The sequence below is a fragment of the Rhodoferax sp. genome, assembly GCF_028689305.1.
Classification (GTDB): domain Bacteria; phylum Pseudomonadota; class Gammaproteobacteria; order Burkholderiales; family Burkholderiaceae_C; genus Rhodoferax.
In genome coordinates this window covers 16,452-31,407 of sequence record NZ_JAQTWM010000040.1, presented here as the reverse complement: position 1 = coordinate 31,407, position 14,956 = coordinate 16,452, and the positions used below count along the sequence as shown (strand labels likewise).

The window sequence follows — 14,956 nt, the reverse complement described above, 5'->3', positions numbered from 1 at the left end:
ATCCAGGCATGATGGCTTTGTGCGCAAGGCGCTGTCGAAGTCAATTCGACGTTGACGCAGGCACTGAAAACGCTATATTAAATATAGCTGTTTTGGCTTTATTTATAAGGGCTGGAGCCCTATTTCTCTTTTAAATTGTGCCCCAGCCGCAGCGACAGGTTTTCGGCACAGCGCTTCAAAGCCATGACTACATTGCTATCCGGTGACAGGTCAATCATGCTTTTGACACCAATCGCCAACACCGACAAGGTAATCTCGTGCTTGAAATTAAACACCGGTGCTGCCGCCGCAGCCACCCCCGGCACCAAGTGGTAGTCACTGACCACCGACACGTGGTCAGCGCGCACCTGGGCCAACATGGCATCTATACCTGCGGTGGTTTGCAGCTCGGCCGGCAGTGCCAGGGTGGCGCGCTCACGGCCAATCAGCGCTTCAGTGGTGTTGCGCGGCAACCAAGCGGCAAACACCCGGCCACTGGCCGAGGTCAGCAGTTGCAGCGCGCTGCCGGTGACCACGTTGACGGTGATCGGACGGTAGGGTCGCAACGAGCGAATGATGACTGGGCCGTTGTCGCTCCACACCGCCAGTGCCGTGGTCTGGTTGATTTCGTCGCGCAAATCGGCAATGGCGGACAAGCCCAGCTTGACGCGGTCCAGTCGGTCCACCGCCACCAGCCCCAGACTCAGCGCAAATGGCCCGAGGTCGTAACGCGAGGTCATGGGGTCCTGCTCCACCAAACCGGAACGCACCAAACTGACAATGTAGCGGTGTACTTTGGAGGCCGGCATGTCAGCCGCAGCAGCGATGTCCTTGAGCATCATAGCGCGGTGACCGCCGCTGATAGCACGCAGAATGGTCATGCCAATTTCTAAGGACTGGACACCGTTTTTACCCTCAGCATCGCGAGCTATCGAGGTCTTTTGTTGAGGCGACATAATTTATGTGTGGGCTAAAGGTCCCATCAGGTCGGCCGGACCCTCGATAGGAAATTTAACAGCATAGATAGGCTCAAGCTTAGCATCATCAAAACCACCGGCTTTGAAAGCAGCGATGCACGGCTTGCCAATGTTAACGCTCGCTCACCAATTGAGAAACAGGCCGTATATTGGTCAAATCGCAAGAAGCGGTTGACCCTCCCCAACACGACCAAAGGCTTGAAAGTTATGCTGAAACACTCAGATCAACGATTTGCGGATGCGGGCGGAAATCATGTCAATCAGGGTCACCGTCACAACGATGATGATCATCACGGCACAGGTCTGGGCGTATTGGAAACCGCGAATGATTTCCCACAGAATGACGCCGATGCCGCCGGCGCCCACCATGCCCACCACCGAAGCGGAGCGCACGTTGGATTCAAACCGGTACAGCGAATAGGATATCCACAGTGGCAACACCTGCGGGATGATGCCGTAGACAATCTCCTCCAGCGCATTGGCCCCGGTCGCGCGGATGCCTTCGACCGGCTGTGAGTCGATCGACTCGACCGCTTCCGAGAACAGCTTGGCCAAAATGCCGGTGGTGTGCACAAACAGCGCCAGCACCCCGGCGAAGGGCCCCAGGCCCACGGCCACGATGAACAACATGGCGAACACCATTTCATTGATGGCGCGTGCTGCATCCATCAGGCGGCGGATCGGCTGGTGGATCCACCACGGCGTGATGTTGGCCGACGACAGCAAACCCAGCGGCACCGCAAACACCACAGCCAGAATCGTGCCCCACAGCGCGATTTGCACGGTGATGATCATCTCCTGCAGGTACAGCCGCCAGTCGTCAAATCTGGGTGGGAAAAAATCGGCGGCATAGGTGGCCATATTGCCTGCATCACGCAGCAGATCAAAAGGCCGCATGTCCGCGCCCCGCCAGGAGCCGGCCAGCAAGACCAGCAGCAACCCCCATGCCACCAGACCCAGCAAGCTGGTGCGAGGTGGTTGCATGGTTGGCAAGGTTGACGGGACTGGCGCGCTCACAGGTGCATTCACGTCTGCACCTCAAGACAATCAAACTTTGGTTGAGGTGCCATGACCATTACTGCACCTTGCCCAGGGCCGCCAGCTGTTTGTCGATGTCGGCCAGCTTGGCTTGTTTGTCAGCCGCCGCCAGCGTGGCATCCGACTCAAACTTGTTGCGTGTCTTGAAGAGTTCCAGCTGGCGAATGGGTGTGAGCTGGTGGTTGGTGGAGGCCTTGAAACCTGACAATTTGGAGAGTTTGAACAAATTGTCTTTTTCCTGCTGGCCACCTTGACCATAGCTGTAAAAAAAGTCACGCACCTTGGTCTTGGTCGCTTCGGGCAGGTCTTTGCGCATGACCAACGGGTCCAGCGGGATCAGCGGCGAGGTCCAGATGATGCGGATGTCGTTGAACTTCTCGGGCAGCTTGCTTTTGAGCTTGTCCAGGTTTTCGCTGTTGTTGGTGGCCACATCCACCTGCTTGCTGGCCACGGCGAGTGCGTTGGACTCATGGTTGGCGCTGCGGCTGAGCTTGAAGAAGGTCTTGGCATCAATCTTGTTCTGGGCAAACACGTAATAACTTGGCACCAGAAAGCCCGAGGTGGAATTGGGGTCACCATTGCCAAACGACAGGTTTTTGCCTTGCCTGAGCATGTCATCGAGCGACTTGATCGGGCTGTCTTTGTGCACGATCAGGTGCGAGTAGTAGCCCTGCGTGCCGTCGGCATTGACCATTTGGGCAAACACTTCACCACCGGCGCGGTCGACCGCTTCCATGGCCGATTTGTTGCCAAACCAGGCCACGTGCACTTTGCCGAAACGCATGCCTTCGATGATGCCGGCATAGTCCGGGGCAAAAAAGGCGTTGACCTTCAGGCCCGTCTTCCTGGCCATGCCATCCAGAATGGGCTGCCAGTCTGATTTCAGGTTTTGGGACGATTCGGTTGAAATGATGCCGAAATTGAGCTCTTTCAATTCCTGCGCCGCAACCGGCGTGGCGATGACGGCGGCAGTGGCCAGGCTGGCAAGTAGTTTTTTGATCATGGCATGTCCTTGAATAAGGTTGGATGTGGAGGGAGCAGGGGAAACGGGGTAGATGGCGTCAAGCCGCCAGGGCAACCGGCTGCGGCCACGCGGCCGTGGGCACCAATCGGGAGGGTTTGTCCTGCAGGCTGGTGATGTGGTCACCCAAGGACAGGATGTCATCCGCCTCGGCGCCGTACAGTTCGCGCAGCAAGGTCGGGGTCAGCGCGGCCGACGGGCCGTCGTACACCACACAACCATGGTGCAAGGCGACCGTGCGCGGACAGTATTTGATGGCCACGTTCACCTGGTGCAACGACACCACCACGGTACAGCGGTCTTCGCGGTTGACCCGTGCCAGGATGTCCATCACCTTGCGTGAGGACTCGGGGTCCAGCGATGCAATGGGCTCATCAGCCAGAATGACTTTGGCACCCTGCACCATGGCACGGGCAATGGCCGCGCGCTGTTGCTGGCCACCCGAGAGAGTGGAGGCGCGCTGGGCGCAGCATTCGGCAATCCCGACACGTTTTAAAGCCTCCAGGCCTTTGGCGACTTCGGCCGGGGTGAACCAGCGCAGCAGGCTGCGCCACCATGGCACCCGGTGCAACATGCCGGCCAGCACATTGACAATCACGGGCAGGCGGTCCACCAGATTGAATTGCTGAAAGACGAAACCCACCGCAGCGCGTGTCTGGCGGATGTCTGCAGCGATTTTTCCGCCTTGCTGCACCGTTTTGCCGTGGATCTGTATCAGCCCATGGTCTGCGGCATCCCCCGCCATCAAGCCGGCCATGTGGCGCAACAAAGTGGACTTGCCGGAACCGGAGGCGCCAATCAGCGCCACCATTTCACCGGTCCTGATGTTCAGGCGAATGTCATGCAGCGCTTGGCGACCGCCACGAAAGGTCTTGTTTAATGCATTGATGTGGATGGCCGTTTCCATGGTGACTCCTGTTGGATGTGCGTAACTTAACGACGCAATATGTCAAATCGATGTCGGCGCACGGATCGGGGTTTGCCAACGTTCACCCGTCATCCGGTGAAAATGCAGACCTCCTTCCTGAAACACCTTCCCCCATGAACCGACATCTTTGGCTATTGGCCATTTGCCAGGGCCTGTTCCTGACCAACAACGTGACCTTTATTGCCATCAACGGGCTGGTGGGGTTCAGCCTGGCGCCGTTGGGCTGGATGGCCACCTTGCCGGTGATGGGGTATGTCGTCGGTGGTGCGTTTTCAACCGCGCTGGTGGCCAAAACCCAACATCGGTGGGGTCGCAAGACGTCGTTCCAGCTGGGTCTGGTCGTGGCCCTGGGCAGCGCCCTGTTATGCGCCTATGCTGCCTGGAGCAGGAACTTCTGGCTGCTGTGCACCGCCACCGTGGTGGCCGGCTACTACAACGCCAATGCCAACCTCTACCGTTTTGCCGCCGCCGAACTGGCGGCAGCGGGTTACAAGGAAAAAGCCGTGTCGCTGGTGATGGCTGGCGGCCTGATCGGCGCCGTGCTGGGCCCCAACCTGGCGGCACAAACGCGCACCCTCACCGCCGTGCCGTTCATGGGCGCCTACCTGGCCCTGGCCGGGGTGGCACTGCTGTCGATGGCCGTTTTGGCGTTGGTCAGCTTTCCACCAACCCCGCCCAAAACAACAGGCAACGATGGCCGCCCCCTGGGTGAGATCATGCGCCAGCCCACGTTCATCGTGGCCGCAGCCTGCGGTGCCCTGGGCTTTGGAGTGATGAACCTGCTGATGGCAGCCACCCCGCTGGCCATGCAGCAGTGCAGCCTGCCGTTTGGCGACGTGGCGCTGGTGTTGGAGTGGCATGTGATTGGCATGTTCGCCCCCGGCTTTGTCACCGGCCACCTGATCAAGCGTTTTGGCGTGTTGCCGATCATGGGCATCGGTGTGGTGCTCAACGCCCTGTGTATCACCATCGCCTTGTCGGGGGTGGATTTGCAGCAGTTTCTGCTGGCGCTGTTCTTGCTGGGGGTGGGCTGGAACTTCCTGTTCACCGGCAGCACCACGCTGTCACTGCAGACCTATACCCCCGTCGAGAAAGACCGTGCACAGGGAGCGCTGAACTTCTTTGTGTTTGCCACCACAGCGCTGAGTTCATTTGCCTCGGGGGTGTTGGTCACCACCCAGGGCTGGCAATGGCTCAACGCCGGATCACTGGTGCCCGTAGCCTTGACTGGCGTCGCCATCGCCTGGCTGGCGCGGCAAACACGCCGGGCGGTATGATTCGGGGCTGTCACTTCCCAAAAAGTGACCTGATTTTTATAACGATTGGAGACACACCATGCTTAGACGCCATCTTTTGGCCAGCGGCCTTGCCGCCGCCACCCTGCCCCTGTGGGCCAATGCCCAAGCTCTTGAAAAAGCCAAAGTCACCATCGCGGTCGGTGGCAAGAACCTGCTGTATTACCTGCCCCTGACCATTGCCGAGCAGTTGGGTTACTTCAAGGCCGAGGGGCTGGACGTGACCATCGTTGACTTCGCCGGCGGCGCCAAGGCCTTGCAGGCCGTGGTGGGCGGCAGTGCCGACGTGGTATCTGGCGCGTTTGAGCACACCGTCAACATGCAGTTCAAGGGCCAGGCCCTGCGCGCCTTTGTGCTGCAGGGCGCCACGCCGCAGATCGTGCTGGGCGTCAACCCCAAGACCATGCCCAATTTCAAGACCATTGCCGACCTCAAGGGCAAGAAGATTGGCGTTTCGGCACCGGGCAGCTCGACCAACGTGATGGTCAACTTCCTGCTGGCCAAGGCCGGCCTCAAGCCCAGCGATGTCAGCATCATCGGTGTGGGTACCGGCAACGGTGCCGTGGCCGCCATGCGTTCGGGCCAGATCGATGCCATGAGCAACCTGGACCCGGTCATCACCCTGCTGCTGCGTTCGGGCGACCTGAAAATTGCCTCGGACACACGGGTCATCGCCGAATCCGAAAAAGTGTTTGGCGGCCCGATGCCCGCCGGCTGCCTGTACGCACCGCAGCCCTTCCTGGACAAGAACCCGGCCACGGTGCAGGCCCTCACCAACGCCATGGTGCGCGCCAACAAGTGGATCCAGACCGCCGGCGCTGCCGACATCATCAAGGCCGTGCCCGAGAGTTACCTGCTGGGTGACCGCGCGGTGTACATCGACGCCTTCCTGGCCGCCAAGGGCTCCCTGTCACCCGACGGCATGATCCCCGACAAGGGTGCCCAAACCGCGTTTCGGGCGCTGGGCAGTGTGGATGCCAAGCTGGCTGCCGCCAAACTCGACCTGAATGCGGTCTACACCAACGCCTTCGTCAAGAAAGCCAACGCCAAGTACCCCAAGGGCTGACATGACGGTGGCTCTTGATCTGCAGGGCGTGGCCTGCACCTTTACCGCCAAGCACGACCCCGGTCAGCGCTACACCGCCGTCAAGGATGTGAGCCTGACGGTGGGCGCGGGCGAATTTGTCAGCGTGGTCGGCCCCACCGGTTGCGGCAAGAGTACGCTGCTCAATGTGGGCGCGGGGCTGCTGGCCCCCAGCACCGGCACGGTGAAGGTGTTTGGCCAGCCGCTGCGAGGCATCAACCAACGGGCCGGCTACATGTTCCAGGCCGAGAGCCTGATGCCCTGGCGCACCGCGCTGGGCAATGTGATGGCCGGGTTGGAGTTTCGTCGCGTGCCCACCACACAGGCGCAAGCCCAGTCGCAAGACTGGCTGCGCCGCGTGGGGCTGGGGGCCTTTGGCGACCGCTATCCGCACCAGATGAGCGGCGGCATGCGCAAGCGCGTGAGCCTGGCGCAGACCTTGGTCATGGACCCCGACATCATCCTGATGGACGAGCCGTTCTCGGCCCTGGACATCCAGACCCGCCAGTTGATGGAAAACGAGCTGCTGGCGCTGTGGGCGGCCAAACGCAAGGCGGTGCTGTTCATCACCCACGACCTGGACGAGGCCATTGCCATGAGCGACCGCGTGGTGGTGATGAGTGCCGGGCCCGGCAGCCACCCGATTGGCGACTTTGTCATCGACATCGAACGCCCGCGTGACGTGGCCGAGGTCAAGATGACCCCGCGTTTCATCGAACTGCACCAGGCCATCTGGGCGGTGCTGCGCGAAGAAGTGCTCAAGGGTTACCAGCAGCAATTGCAGGCGGCGTGAAGTCATTTTTTACCTACGTTACGGGTGTGGCCCACCCGGCCAGGGTGTTGACGTTGGATGCAGTTTTTTTGCTTCACCGCCCAGCGCAGTGGCTGCGCGGGTAAAAACTCCCAACGCCTCCCCGTATTGATGCGCCAATAGAAAGTCATGCATGTGGAAATTTTTTAAACCCAAAACCAGCAACCTGTGGCTCTGGCAGCTGGGCCTGCTGATCTTGCTCTTTGTGCTCTGGCATGTGATGACCGTGCCCGGCCTGATCCCGCCAATGATGTTTGACAACGCCAACCAGGCGGCCTTCTTCTTTGGCGAGCCGCTCAAGATGGCTGATCGCATCTGGAGCTGGTTTGTCACCGATGCCGACATCTACAGGCATCTGGGCATCACCCTGATGGAAACCCTGCTGGCTTTTGCCGTCGGTTCCGGGCTGGGCCTGGCCGGTGGCCTGTGGCTGGCGCTGGCGCCGATGGCCTCTGCGATTCTGGAGCCCTACATCAAGGCCATGAACGCCATGCCGCGCATCATCCTGGCGCCGATCTTCTCGGTCTGGTTCGGGCTGGGCATGGGCTCCAAGGTGGCGCTGGGCGTGACGCTGGTGTTTTTCATCGTGTTCTTCAACGTCTACCAGGGCGTGAAGGAAGTCAGCCCGGTGGTGCTGGCCAATGCCCGCATGCTGGGCGCCGACCAGCGCCAGCTGCTGCGCCACGTCTACCTGCCCAGCGCTACCAGCTGGGTGTTCAGCTCGCTGCACACCTCGGTCGGGCTGGCCTTTGTGGGCGCAGTGGTGGGTGAGTACCTGGGCTCCAGCCAGGGTGTGGGCTACCTGATTTTGCAGGCCGAGGGCAGCTTTGACATCAACACGGTGATGGCCGGTATTGTGGTGCTGACGGTGTTTGCGCTGGCGCTGGACGCCCTGGTGGGCAAGATCGAACACCGCCTGATGAAATGGCAGCCCAAGGCCGGCGAGACGGAGAAACTCTAAGGCGGGCTGGCGCAGCTCGCTATCACTGCGCTGGCGGATGGCGCTGCTGTTGCTGCAGGCGCTGGCGGGTGTGCTCATCCGCCAGGGCGCGTAATTCGGCAAACAAGGCGTGTGTGCTGGTGTGGCTCTGCCCGTAGCTCAGATTGAAGGCGTAATCAAAATCCGGCGGATTTTTTCCCTGGCTGTGCTGGATGATGGTTTCCAGTTTGTCCAGCGCCTTGACCGCCTGCGCCTCCGCTGAGGTGGCGTTGTCATACTCGTCCCACAAGGCCACGAATTCTTGCTGCAACGCAGCCGGCAAGGGTGACAGCAGGGTCAGCAAGTCCCGCCTCTCGCTGACCGACTTGTCGATGGTCGTGCTTTGATGGATGGCGGGAACATCACCGTTGATCGCTTCACCCAGGTCGTGGATGACGCAGATCTTGAGCACTTTTTCAAAATCCAGCTCAGCCAACCTGTCCTGAAATACCATGGCCAACAGACAGAGCCGCCAGGTGTGCTCGGGCGTGCTCTCTTGTCGGCCGGTGGAGGTGTAGGCGCTGCGCAGGACGTTCTTCAATTGTTCTGCGGCTCGAATGAATTCAAGACGCCCGGCAAGGTCAGGTTGATTCATGGTGCTGGCTCTGGCGAGGGTGGCCTGTTTTATGGATGAAAAAGGCCTCTAGCCCACATAAAATATGCTTGTAAAGCTATTAATTTAATAGCATTTTTGGCAGCCACCAGCCGCTCAGGCATTGGCTGCTGCCGCGATCACCTGCGCCACCGCCGCCGTGAGTTTTTTGGCGTAGGGCACATGCAGAAATTCGTTCGGGCCGTGGGCGTTGCTCCTGGGGCCCAGCACACCACAGACCATCATCTGCGCTTTCGGGAAACCGGTGCTGAGCATGGCCATCAGCGGGATGGTGCCGCCCTGGCCGACGTAGCCGCAAGGCGCCCCGAAAAAAGCTTGTGACGCGGCATTGAGCGCCTGCTCGAACCACGGCGCGCTGCTGGGGGCGTTCCAGCCGGTGGCGCCGGCGGCGTGGTCAAACGTGACCTTGGCCTGGTACGGTGCGTTGTCTTCCAGCAGGGTCTTGAGTTCGGTCACGGCGCTGGCAGCATCCACAAGCGGGGGCAGGCGCAGGCTGAGCTTGAAGGCGGTGTAAGGGCGCAGCACATTGCCGGCGTTTTGCAGATCGGGCAGGCCCTCGACACCCGTGACGCTGAGCGTGGGCAGCCAGGTGCGGTTCAACAGGGCTTGCAGCGGGTCGGTGGTGGTGGGCAGCATGGTTTGGGAGACACCGCCGCAGTCCTCGTGCACCCAGGGAAAACGTTTGTAAATCTGGTCACCAAGAATGTCGGCGCTGGCCTGGGCCTGGACCATGCGTTCGGCCGGTACCTGGCAGTGAAACTGCTCGGGCAACAGCTGGCCGCTGGCGCTGTCTTCCAGACGGTCCAGGATGTGGCGCAGGATGCGAAAGCTCGACGGCACCAAGCCGCTGGCGTCCCCCGAATGCACCCCCTCGGTCAACACCTCGACCTTGAGCACGCCGCTGACCATGCCGCGCAGGCTGTTGGTCAGCCAGAGCTGGTCGTAATTGCCCGCGCCGGAGTCCAGGCAAATCACCAGGCCCACCTCACCCAGGCGGGGGCGCAAGGCGTCGATGTAGGACGGCAGGTCATAAGAGCCGCTTTCTTCACAGGTTTCCACCAGGCCCACGATGCGCGGATGTGCCACCTGCTGGGTCTTGAGCGCCTGGATGGCAGTGATGGCGGCGTAAATGGCGTAACCATCGTCGGCACCGCCACGGCCGTACAGTTTGCCGTCCTGGTACTTGGGGGTCCACGGCCCCAGGTCGCTGCGCCAGCCGGTGAACTCGGGCTGTTTGTCCAAGTGGCCATACATCAGCACGGTCTGGGCTGACACCGTCTGGCCGCGGCTGCCGCTGCAAGCGGGCACGTCAAAAAACAGCACCGGCGTGCGCCCCGGCAGGCGGATGATTTCCAGCCTCAGGCCGACGACTTTTTGCGCCTGTACCCAGTCGGCGGCGCTGCGCACCACCTGGTCCAGATAACCATGCTCGACCCAGTCGGCGTCAAACAGGGGTGATTTGGCGGGGACGGCAATGTACTCGGTGAGCTGGCGGACGATGTCATCATCCCAGGCAGCGCTGACCTGACCCAGGATCTGAGTCGTATCCAGGGCACCCTCGGGCAAAAGTGCGTTCACGTGTCGCTCCTTATCGGGGGGTGAGGCCCAGGGTCGGTTTTCTGCCGGATGGGGTGGCCGTTCTGGCTGCCAGACGAGGCGCTGGCGCCTGTTGCAGACGTTGGGTCGGCTGGTGTGCCAAGGACGGCGCCACCGGCGGGCGGGCCAGCTGGGGCTGGCGGGGGCTGGTTGTGCCCGACAGGCGGAACACGGCCACGGCTTCTTCCAGACGCTGTGCCTGGTCACGCAGGCTGGCCGCCGCCGCGGCAGACTGCTCCACCAGCGCGGCATTTTGCTGCGTCATCTGGTCAAGCTCATTCACGGCCGAATTGACCTGGCCGATGCCATGCGACTGGTCGGCTGCGGCGGCGCTGATCTCACCAATGATGTCGCTCACCCGCTTGACCGAGCTGACGATCTCGCCCATGGTGTCGCCAGCGTTTTGCACCAGCCGTGAGCCCGACTCCACCTTGTCCACCGAAGCGGTGATCAGTGCCTTGATTTCACGCGCCGCCTCGGCGCTGCGCTGCGCCAGGCTGCGCACCTCGCTGGCTACCACGGCAAAACCACGCCCCTGTTCACCGGCACGCGCCGCCTCCACCGCCGCATTGAGCGCCAGGATGTTGGTCTGGAACGCAATGCTGTCAATGACGCTGATGATGTCGGCGATCTTGCGCGAACTCTGGTTGATGTCGTTCATGGTGGTGACCACCTCACCCACCACCACGCCGCCGCGCGCTGCCACCTCCGCAGCCGATGCCGCCAGCTGGTTGGCCTGACGGGCCGAGTCGGCCGACTGCTGGACCGTGCCGGTGAGCTGCGCCATGCTGCTGGCCGTGTTTTGCAGGTTGCTGGCGGTCTGTTCGGTACGATGGCTCAGGTCCTGGTTGCCGCTGGCGATCTCGGCGCTGGCGGTGCCAATGCTCTCCACCGCCTCGCGCACTTGCAGCAGCGCCTGCAGATACCGCCCGCGCAGGCCTTCGGTTTCACTGACCAGTGTGCCAATTTCATCATGCCGGTCCGAGCGGAACACCTGGGTCAGATCACCCTGCGCCACGGCGGTCACTGCAGCGGCCAGGGCATCCAACGGCCGGCCCACCGTGCGCTGCACCAGCGTGTACAGGCCCAGGCCCAGCAGGACGGCGGTCAGGGCCAGCAGAGCCCAGATGATGCCCATGTTGGTCCAGTACTGGGCCATGGCCTCGCGGGCGCTCACTTCGGCCACCAGCCACAGGCTGCCAGCCTTGACCTTGTGGGCCACCGCCCAGCGCTCACCCTTGGCCGCACCAAGCAAAGGGGCAGCGGCCAACTGGACGCCTTCGTCCTGACTGGTGATGGCAGTCAGGAAAGCCTGCGCCTGCGGGTACACCTCGAGCACCTTCTTGCCTTTGGCCGTGGGGTGCACCAGGAAACGCGCTTCATTGGGTGCGCCTTTGGATTCGATCAGGTAGGTGCCACCGGTGTCAAACAGACGCACATCGGCAATCTGCTTTTCCAACGCCGCCTGCTGCAGCGTGATGTCGGAACCGATGAAAAAGATGCCCACGACCGCACCCGTAGCGTCCTTGATCGGGTCGTAATGGGTCATGTAGGGTTTGCCGAACAGCACCGCCGGACCGGTGTAGCTTTTGCCAGCCAGCATCAGCGGATAAGCCGGATGTGTGCGGTCCAGCAAGGTTCCCATGGCGCGTGAACCGTCCTGCTTTTTCAGCGAGGTGGTGACGCGCTCGAAGTCGTCCGCCTTGCGGGCAAACACTGTGGCCACGCCCCCGGTGTCCTTGTTGAATTTGTCCACCGCCGCAAAATCACCGTTGACGGGCACACCAAAACTCAACACCTCGGCGCTGTCCTTGTTGTAGGTGGGCGCCGGGTCGAACTCACTGCGAAACCGGGTGTAATTCGCCAGCGCCTGTTCACGGTTGGTATGGTCTGCGGCATCGGCCACCGCCACAATGCCCTGCACGCGCTCCGCGATGGAAGCCAGGCGCATGGCCTGGGTGCTGCGCCACTCCAGCACACCAATGGCCACCGCCACCAGCAGCAGCACCAGTGCCAAACCGGTGAGCGACCACAAGGCCAGGCGCCGCGCGACCGACTGCTGATGCCCTTTCAATTCACGCATGACTTTCTCCCCATCCATCAAAAAAACCGGCGGTCAGGTGTGGCATCGCCAGCCAACGCAGACGACACCCATGATTACCAACAAAAACAGGCTCTAGCCCGCAAATAATAAGCCCATTTAGCTATATTTTTAATAGCAGAACACACCGCCACTGGTCCAACTGGCAGCGGTGCACCTCGGTTCAGATCAGCCGTTTGCGCAATTGGGTGGCCACCACCTCGGCCACCACCACCACGGCCAGAATCACCAGCAAGACCAGTGACACCTTGTTCCATTCAAACACATCGATGGCGGAATTGAGGGCCATGCCAATACCGCCGGCGCCCACCAGGCCCAGCACGGCCGACTCGCGCACATTGATGTCCCAGCGAAACAGGGCAATCGAGGCAAACGCCGGCTGCACCTGCGGCCAGTAGCCGTAGATGATGCGGCTGTACCAGGGCGCACCGGTGGCGGTGAGCGCTTCGATGGCGCCGCGGTTGGCCTCTTCCAGTGCCTCGCTGAGCATCTTGCCGATGAAGCCGATGCTGTGAAAGGCGATGGCACAAGTACCGGCCAGGGCGCCGGGGCCGAACATGGCGACAAAGAACAAGGCCCACAGCAGGGTGCTGATGCTGCGGGTGGCAATCAGGATGAAGCGGGCAAATGCATTGAGCCAGCCAATCCGGTTGATGTTGCGCGCCGCCAGAAAACCCACCGGCGTGGCCAGCAGCAAGCCCAGGGCGGTGGACATGAAGGCAATGGCCAGGGTGTCCATCAGCGCCGCGTGCACGCTCTGGGCGCCGGTATTTTGCGGCTCCAGGTAAAACGACCATTCCACCGGCCACATGCGCAGCAGCAGGTCTTGCATCTGCGTGTGGGCGTCGGCCAGAAACTCGGGGATGATGTTGACCGCCTTGAGGGACAGGACGATGGCCAGCACCACCCCGAAATACACGGCAAAACGGGACAGGCGCTCAGCCGCGGTAAAACGCTGCCATTCGCGCAACGTGAGGGTACTCATTGTTTGAACACTTTCTTGACGGCAATCTGCAGCACCTCGCCCAGCATGATGAGGGCAATGATGCAGATCACGATACCAAGCACAAAGTCGTAGTCGAAGCGCTGGAAGGCGGCAAACAGCGTGCCGCCAATGCCGCCAGCGCCAACGATGCCCACCATGGTCGAGTTGCGCAGGTTGCTGTCAAGCTCATACGCCATGAAGCCGATGAAGCGGTACACCACCTGGGGCACGACCGAGAACGTCAGCACATTGGCAAAACTGGCGCCGGTGGCACGCACGGCCTCAATCTGTTTCATGGAGATTTCTTCGATCGCCTCGGCAAACAGTTTGCCGAGAAACCCGACGGAAGCCACGGTCAGCGCACAAATGCCCGCCAGTGCGCCAAAGCCCAGGGCCTTGACAAACACGATGGCCACGATCACCGGGTGAAAGGTGCGGCACAGCGTGATGACAAAACGTGCCGGCCAGGTGACCCAGCCCGGCATCAGGTTGCGCGCCGACAGCAGGCTGATCGGCAACGCCAGCAGCACCCCCGCCGCCGACGCCAGCACCGCGATCTGCACGGTTTCCCAGAGGCCTTTGATCAGCTCGTCACGCGGGTTGAACACTGGCGGGAACATGCGGTGGACAAACTTGGCGGCACCGTCCGTGCCCAGCAAAAAGCGCTCCCAGGTGATGTCAATGCGCGTGAACGCCCAGACAAAAATCAGCGCCAGCACCAGACTGCCCAGGCGCGCCGCAGAACTCTGGCTGAACGGGCGGATGTGCGCCGGGACCGCGCTGCGGCTCATGCTGCCAGCCATGACTCGCCGCCATAAATGGCCTTGAGGACCTGGTCATTGAGACCGTCGGGCGCACCGTCATAAACCACGTGGCCACCACTCATGCCCACCACCCGATCGGCAAAACGCCGTGCCAGGTCAACGTCGTGCATGTTGACGATCACCGGAATCCCTTTGGAGACCGCCACTTTTTTGAGCAGCTCCATGATTTCCACCGAGGTCTTGGGGTCGAGTGAACTGGTCGGCTCGTCGGCCAGCAACAGGGCCGGGTGCTGCATGACGGCGCGGGAAATCCCCACCCGCTGGCGCTGCCCACCCGAGAGCGAGTCGGCCCGGGCGTTGGCAAAGTCCTGCAGACCCACCACGTCGAGCATCTCCCAGGCGCGCTGGATGTCCACCGCCTCGAACTTGCGCAGCCAGGCTTTCCAGGCCGGGGTTTTGCCCAGCACACCGGTCAGCAGGTTTTCCATCACGGTCAGGCGCTCGACCAGGTTGTATTCCTGGAACACCATACCGATACGTGAACGGGCCTGCCGCAAAGCGTCACCACGCAGCGTCACCAGGTTGACACCATCGAGCTTGATAGCGCCAGCGCTGGGCTCCACCAGGCGGTTGATACAACGGATCAGCGTGCTTTTGCCGGTGCCACTGGGGCCAATGATGGCGGTCAGGGCCGCCCCCTCAAACCCCAGATCAATGCCCTTGAGCACCGGCTTGCCCGGTTGGTATTCCTTGACCAGGCCCTTGATTTCCAATGTTGCCGTCAT

Annotated in this window: 14 protein-coding genes; 4 read left to right on the top strand and 10 right to left on the bottom strand. The window is 61.5% G+C overall.

Annotated elements, in window-relative coordinates:
• Positions 1-119: 119 nt before the first annotated feature.
• The 4 genes from PHW99_RS10035 to phnC (PHW99_RS10020) all read right to left on the bottom strand — a co-directional run bounded on the left by PHW99_RS10035 (position 120) and on the right by phnC (PHW99_RS10020) (position 3,922).
• Entirely contained in the window at positions 120-935 is an 816-nt protein-coding gene (locus PHW99_RS10035) for an IclR family transcriptional regulator (protein WP_300176489.1), read from the bottom strand.
• 240 nt (positions 936-1,175) lie between these two features.
• Positions 1,176-1,940 carry a phosphonate ABC transporter, permease protein PhnE gene (gene phnE / locus PHW99_RS10030; RefSeq protein ID WP_300176486.1) on the bottom strand — a complete coding sequence of 255 codons (765 nt, stop codon included), beginning with the start codon at positions 1,938-1,940 and terminating at the stop codon, positions 1,176-1,178.
• 91 nt (positions 1,941-2,031) lie between these two features.
• Positions 2,032-2,997 (bottom strand): phosphonate ABC transporter substrate-binding protein, encoded by a 966-nt coding sequence (gene phnD / locus PHW99_RS10025; protein ID WP_300176483.1) that lies wholly within the window; start codon positions 2,995-2,997, stop codon positions 2,032-2,034.
• A 58-nt stretch (positions 2,998-3,055) separates the two neighbouring features.
• Positions 3,056-3,922 (bottom strand): phosphonate ABC transporter ATP-binding protein, encoded by an 867-nt coding sequence (phnC, locus tag PHW99_RS10020; protein ID WP_300176480.1) that lies wholly within the window; start codon positions 3,920-3,922, stop codon positions 3,056-3,058.
• Between the two features lie 134 nt (positions 3,923-4,056).
• Between phnC (PHW99_RS10020) and PHW99_RS10015 the strand changes: the two genes are divergently transcribed.
• From PHW99_RS10015 to PHW99_RS10000, 4 genes are all read left to right on the top strand, one after another.
• Positions 4,057-5,220, top strand: a complete 1,164-nt coding sequence (locus PHW99_RS10015) for an MFS transporter (RefSeq protein WP_300176477.1) — start codon at positions 4,057-4,059, stop codon at positions 5,218-5,220.
• A 58-nt stretch (positions 5,221-5,278) separates the two neighbouring features.
• A complete protein-coding gene (locus PHW99_RS10010) occupies positions 5,279-6,304 on the top strand; it encodes an ABC transporter substrate-binding protein (protein WP_300176474.1) in 1,026 nt (341 codons plus the stop codon).
• A 1-nt stretch (position 6,305) separates the two neighbouring features.
• The gene (locus PHW99_RS10005) at positions 6,306-7,115 is read left to right on the top strand and encodes an ABC transporter ATP-binding protein (RefSeq protein ID WP_300176471.1); all 810 of its coding nucleotides are present in this window, start codon (positions 6,306-6,308) and stop codon (positions 7,113-7,115) included.
• Between the two features lie 151 nt (positions 7,116-7,266).
• Positions 7,267-8,094, top strand: a complete 828-nt coding sequence (locus PHW99_RS10000) for an ABC transporter permease (protein ID WP_300176468.1) — start codon at positions 7,267-7,269, stop codon at positions 8,092-8,094.
• A 22-nt stretch (positions 8,095-8,116) separates the two neighbouring features.
• Here the strand turns inward: PHW99_RS10000 and PHW99_RS09995 are convergent, their stop codons facing one another.
• The 6 genes from PHW99_RS09995 to phnC (PHW99_RS09970) all read right to left on the bottom strand — a co-directional run bounded on the left by PHW99_RS09995 (position 8,117) and on the right by phnC (PHW99_RS09970) (position 14,956).
• Positions 8,117-8,707 (bottom strand): HD domain-containing protein, encoded by a 591-nt coding sequence (locus PHW99_RS09995; RefSeq protein ID WP_300176465.1) that lies wholly within the window; start codon positions 8,705-8,707, stop codon positions 8,117-8,119.
• 114 nt (positions 8,708-8,821) lie between these two features.
• On the bottom strand, positions 8,822-10,303 hold the full coding sequence (locus PHW99_RS09990) for a M20 family metallopeptidase (protein WP_300176462.1): 1,482 nt from the start codon (positions 10,301-10,303) through the stop codon (positions 8,822-8,824).
• Between the two features lie 10 nt (positions 10,304-10,313).
• The gene (locus PHW99_RS09985) at positions 10,314-12,404 is read right to left on the bottom strand and encodes a methyl-accepting chemotaxis protein (RefSeq protein WP_300176459.1); all 2,091 of its coding nucleotides are present in this window, start codon (positions 12,402-12,404) and stop codon (positions 10,314-10,316) included.
• A gap of 181 nt (positions 12,405-12,585) precedes the next feature.
• Positions 12,586-13,407: a phosphonate ABC transporter, permease protein PhnE gene (gene phnE / locus PHW99_RS09980; protein ID WP_300176456.1), complete on the bottom strand. Its 822-nt coding sequence runs from the start codon at positions 13,405-13,407 to the stop codon at positions 12,586-12,588.
• The gene (phnE, locus tag PHW99_RS09975; protein ID WP_300176454.1) at positions 13,404-14,210 is read right to left on the bottom strand and encodes a phosphonate ABC transporter, permease protein PhnE; all 807 of its coding nucleotides are present in this window, start codon (positions 14,208-14,210) and stop codon (positions 13,404-13,406) included. Before phnE (PHW99_RS09975) ends, phnE (PHW99_RS09980) begins: the two co-directional genes overlap by 4 nt.
• Positions 14,195-14,956 (bottom strand): phosphonate ABC transporter ATP-binding protein, encoded by a 762-nt coding sequence (phnC, locus tag PHW99_RS09970; RefSeq protein WP_300176452.1) that lies wholly within the window; start codon positions 14,954-14,956, stop codon positions 14,195-14,197. The genes phnE (PHW99_RS09975) and phnC (PHW99_RS09970) overlap by 16 nt, the downstream gene beginning before the upstream one ends.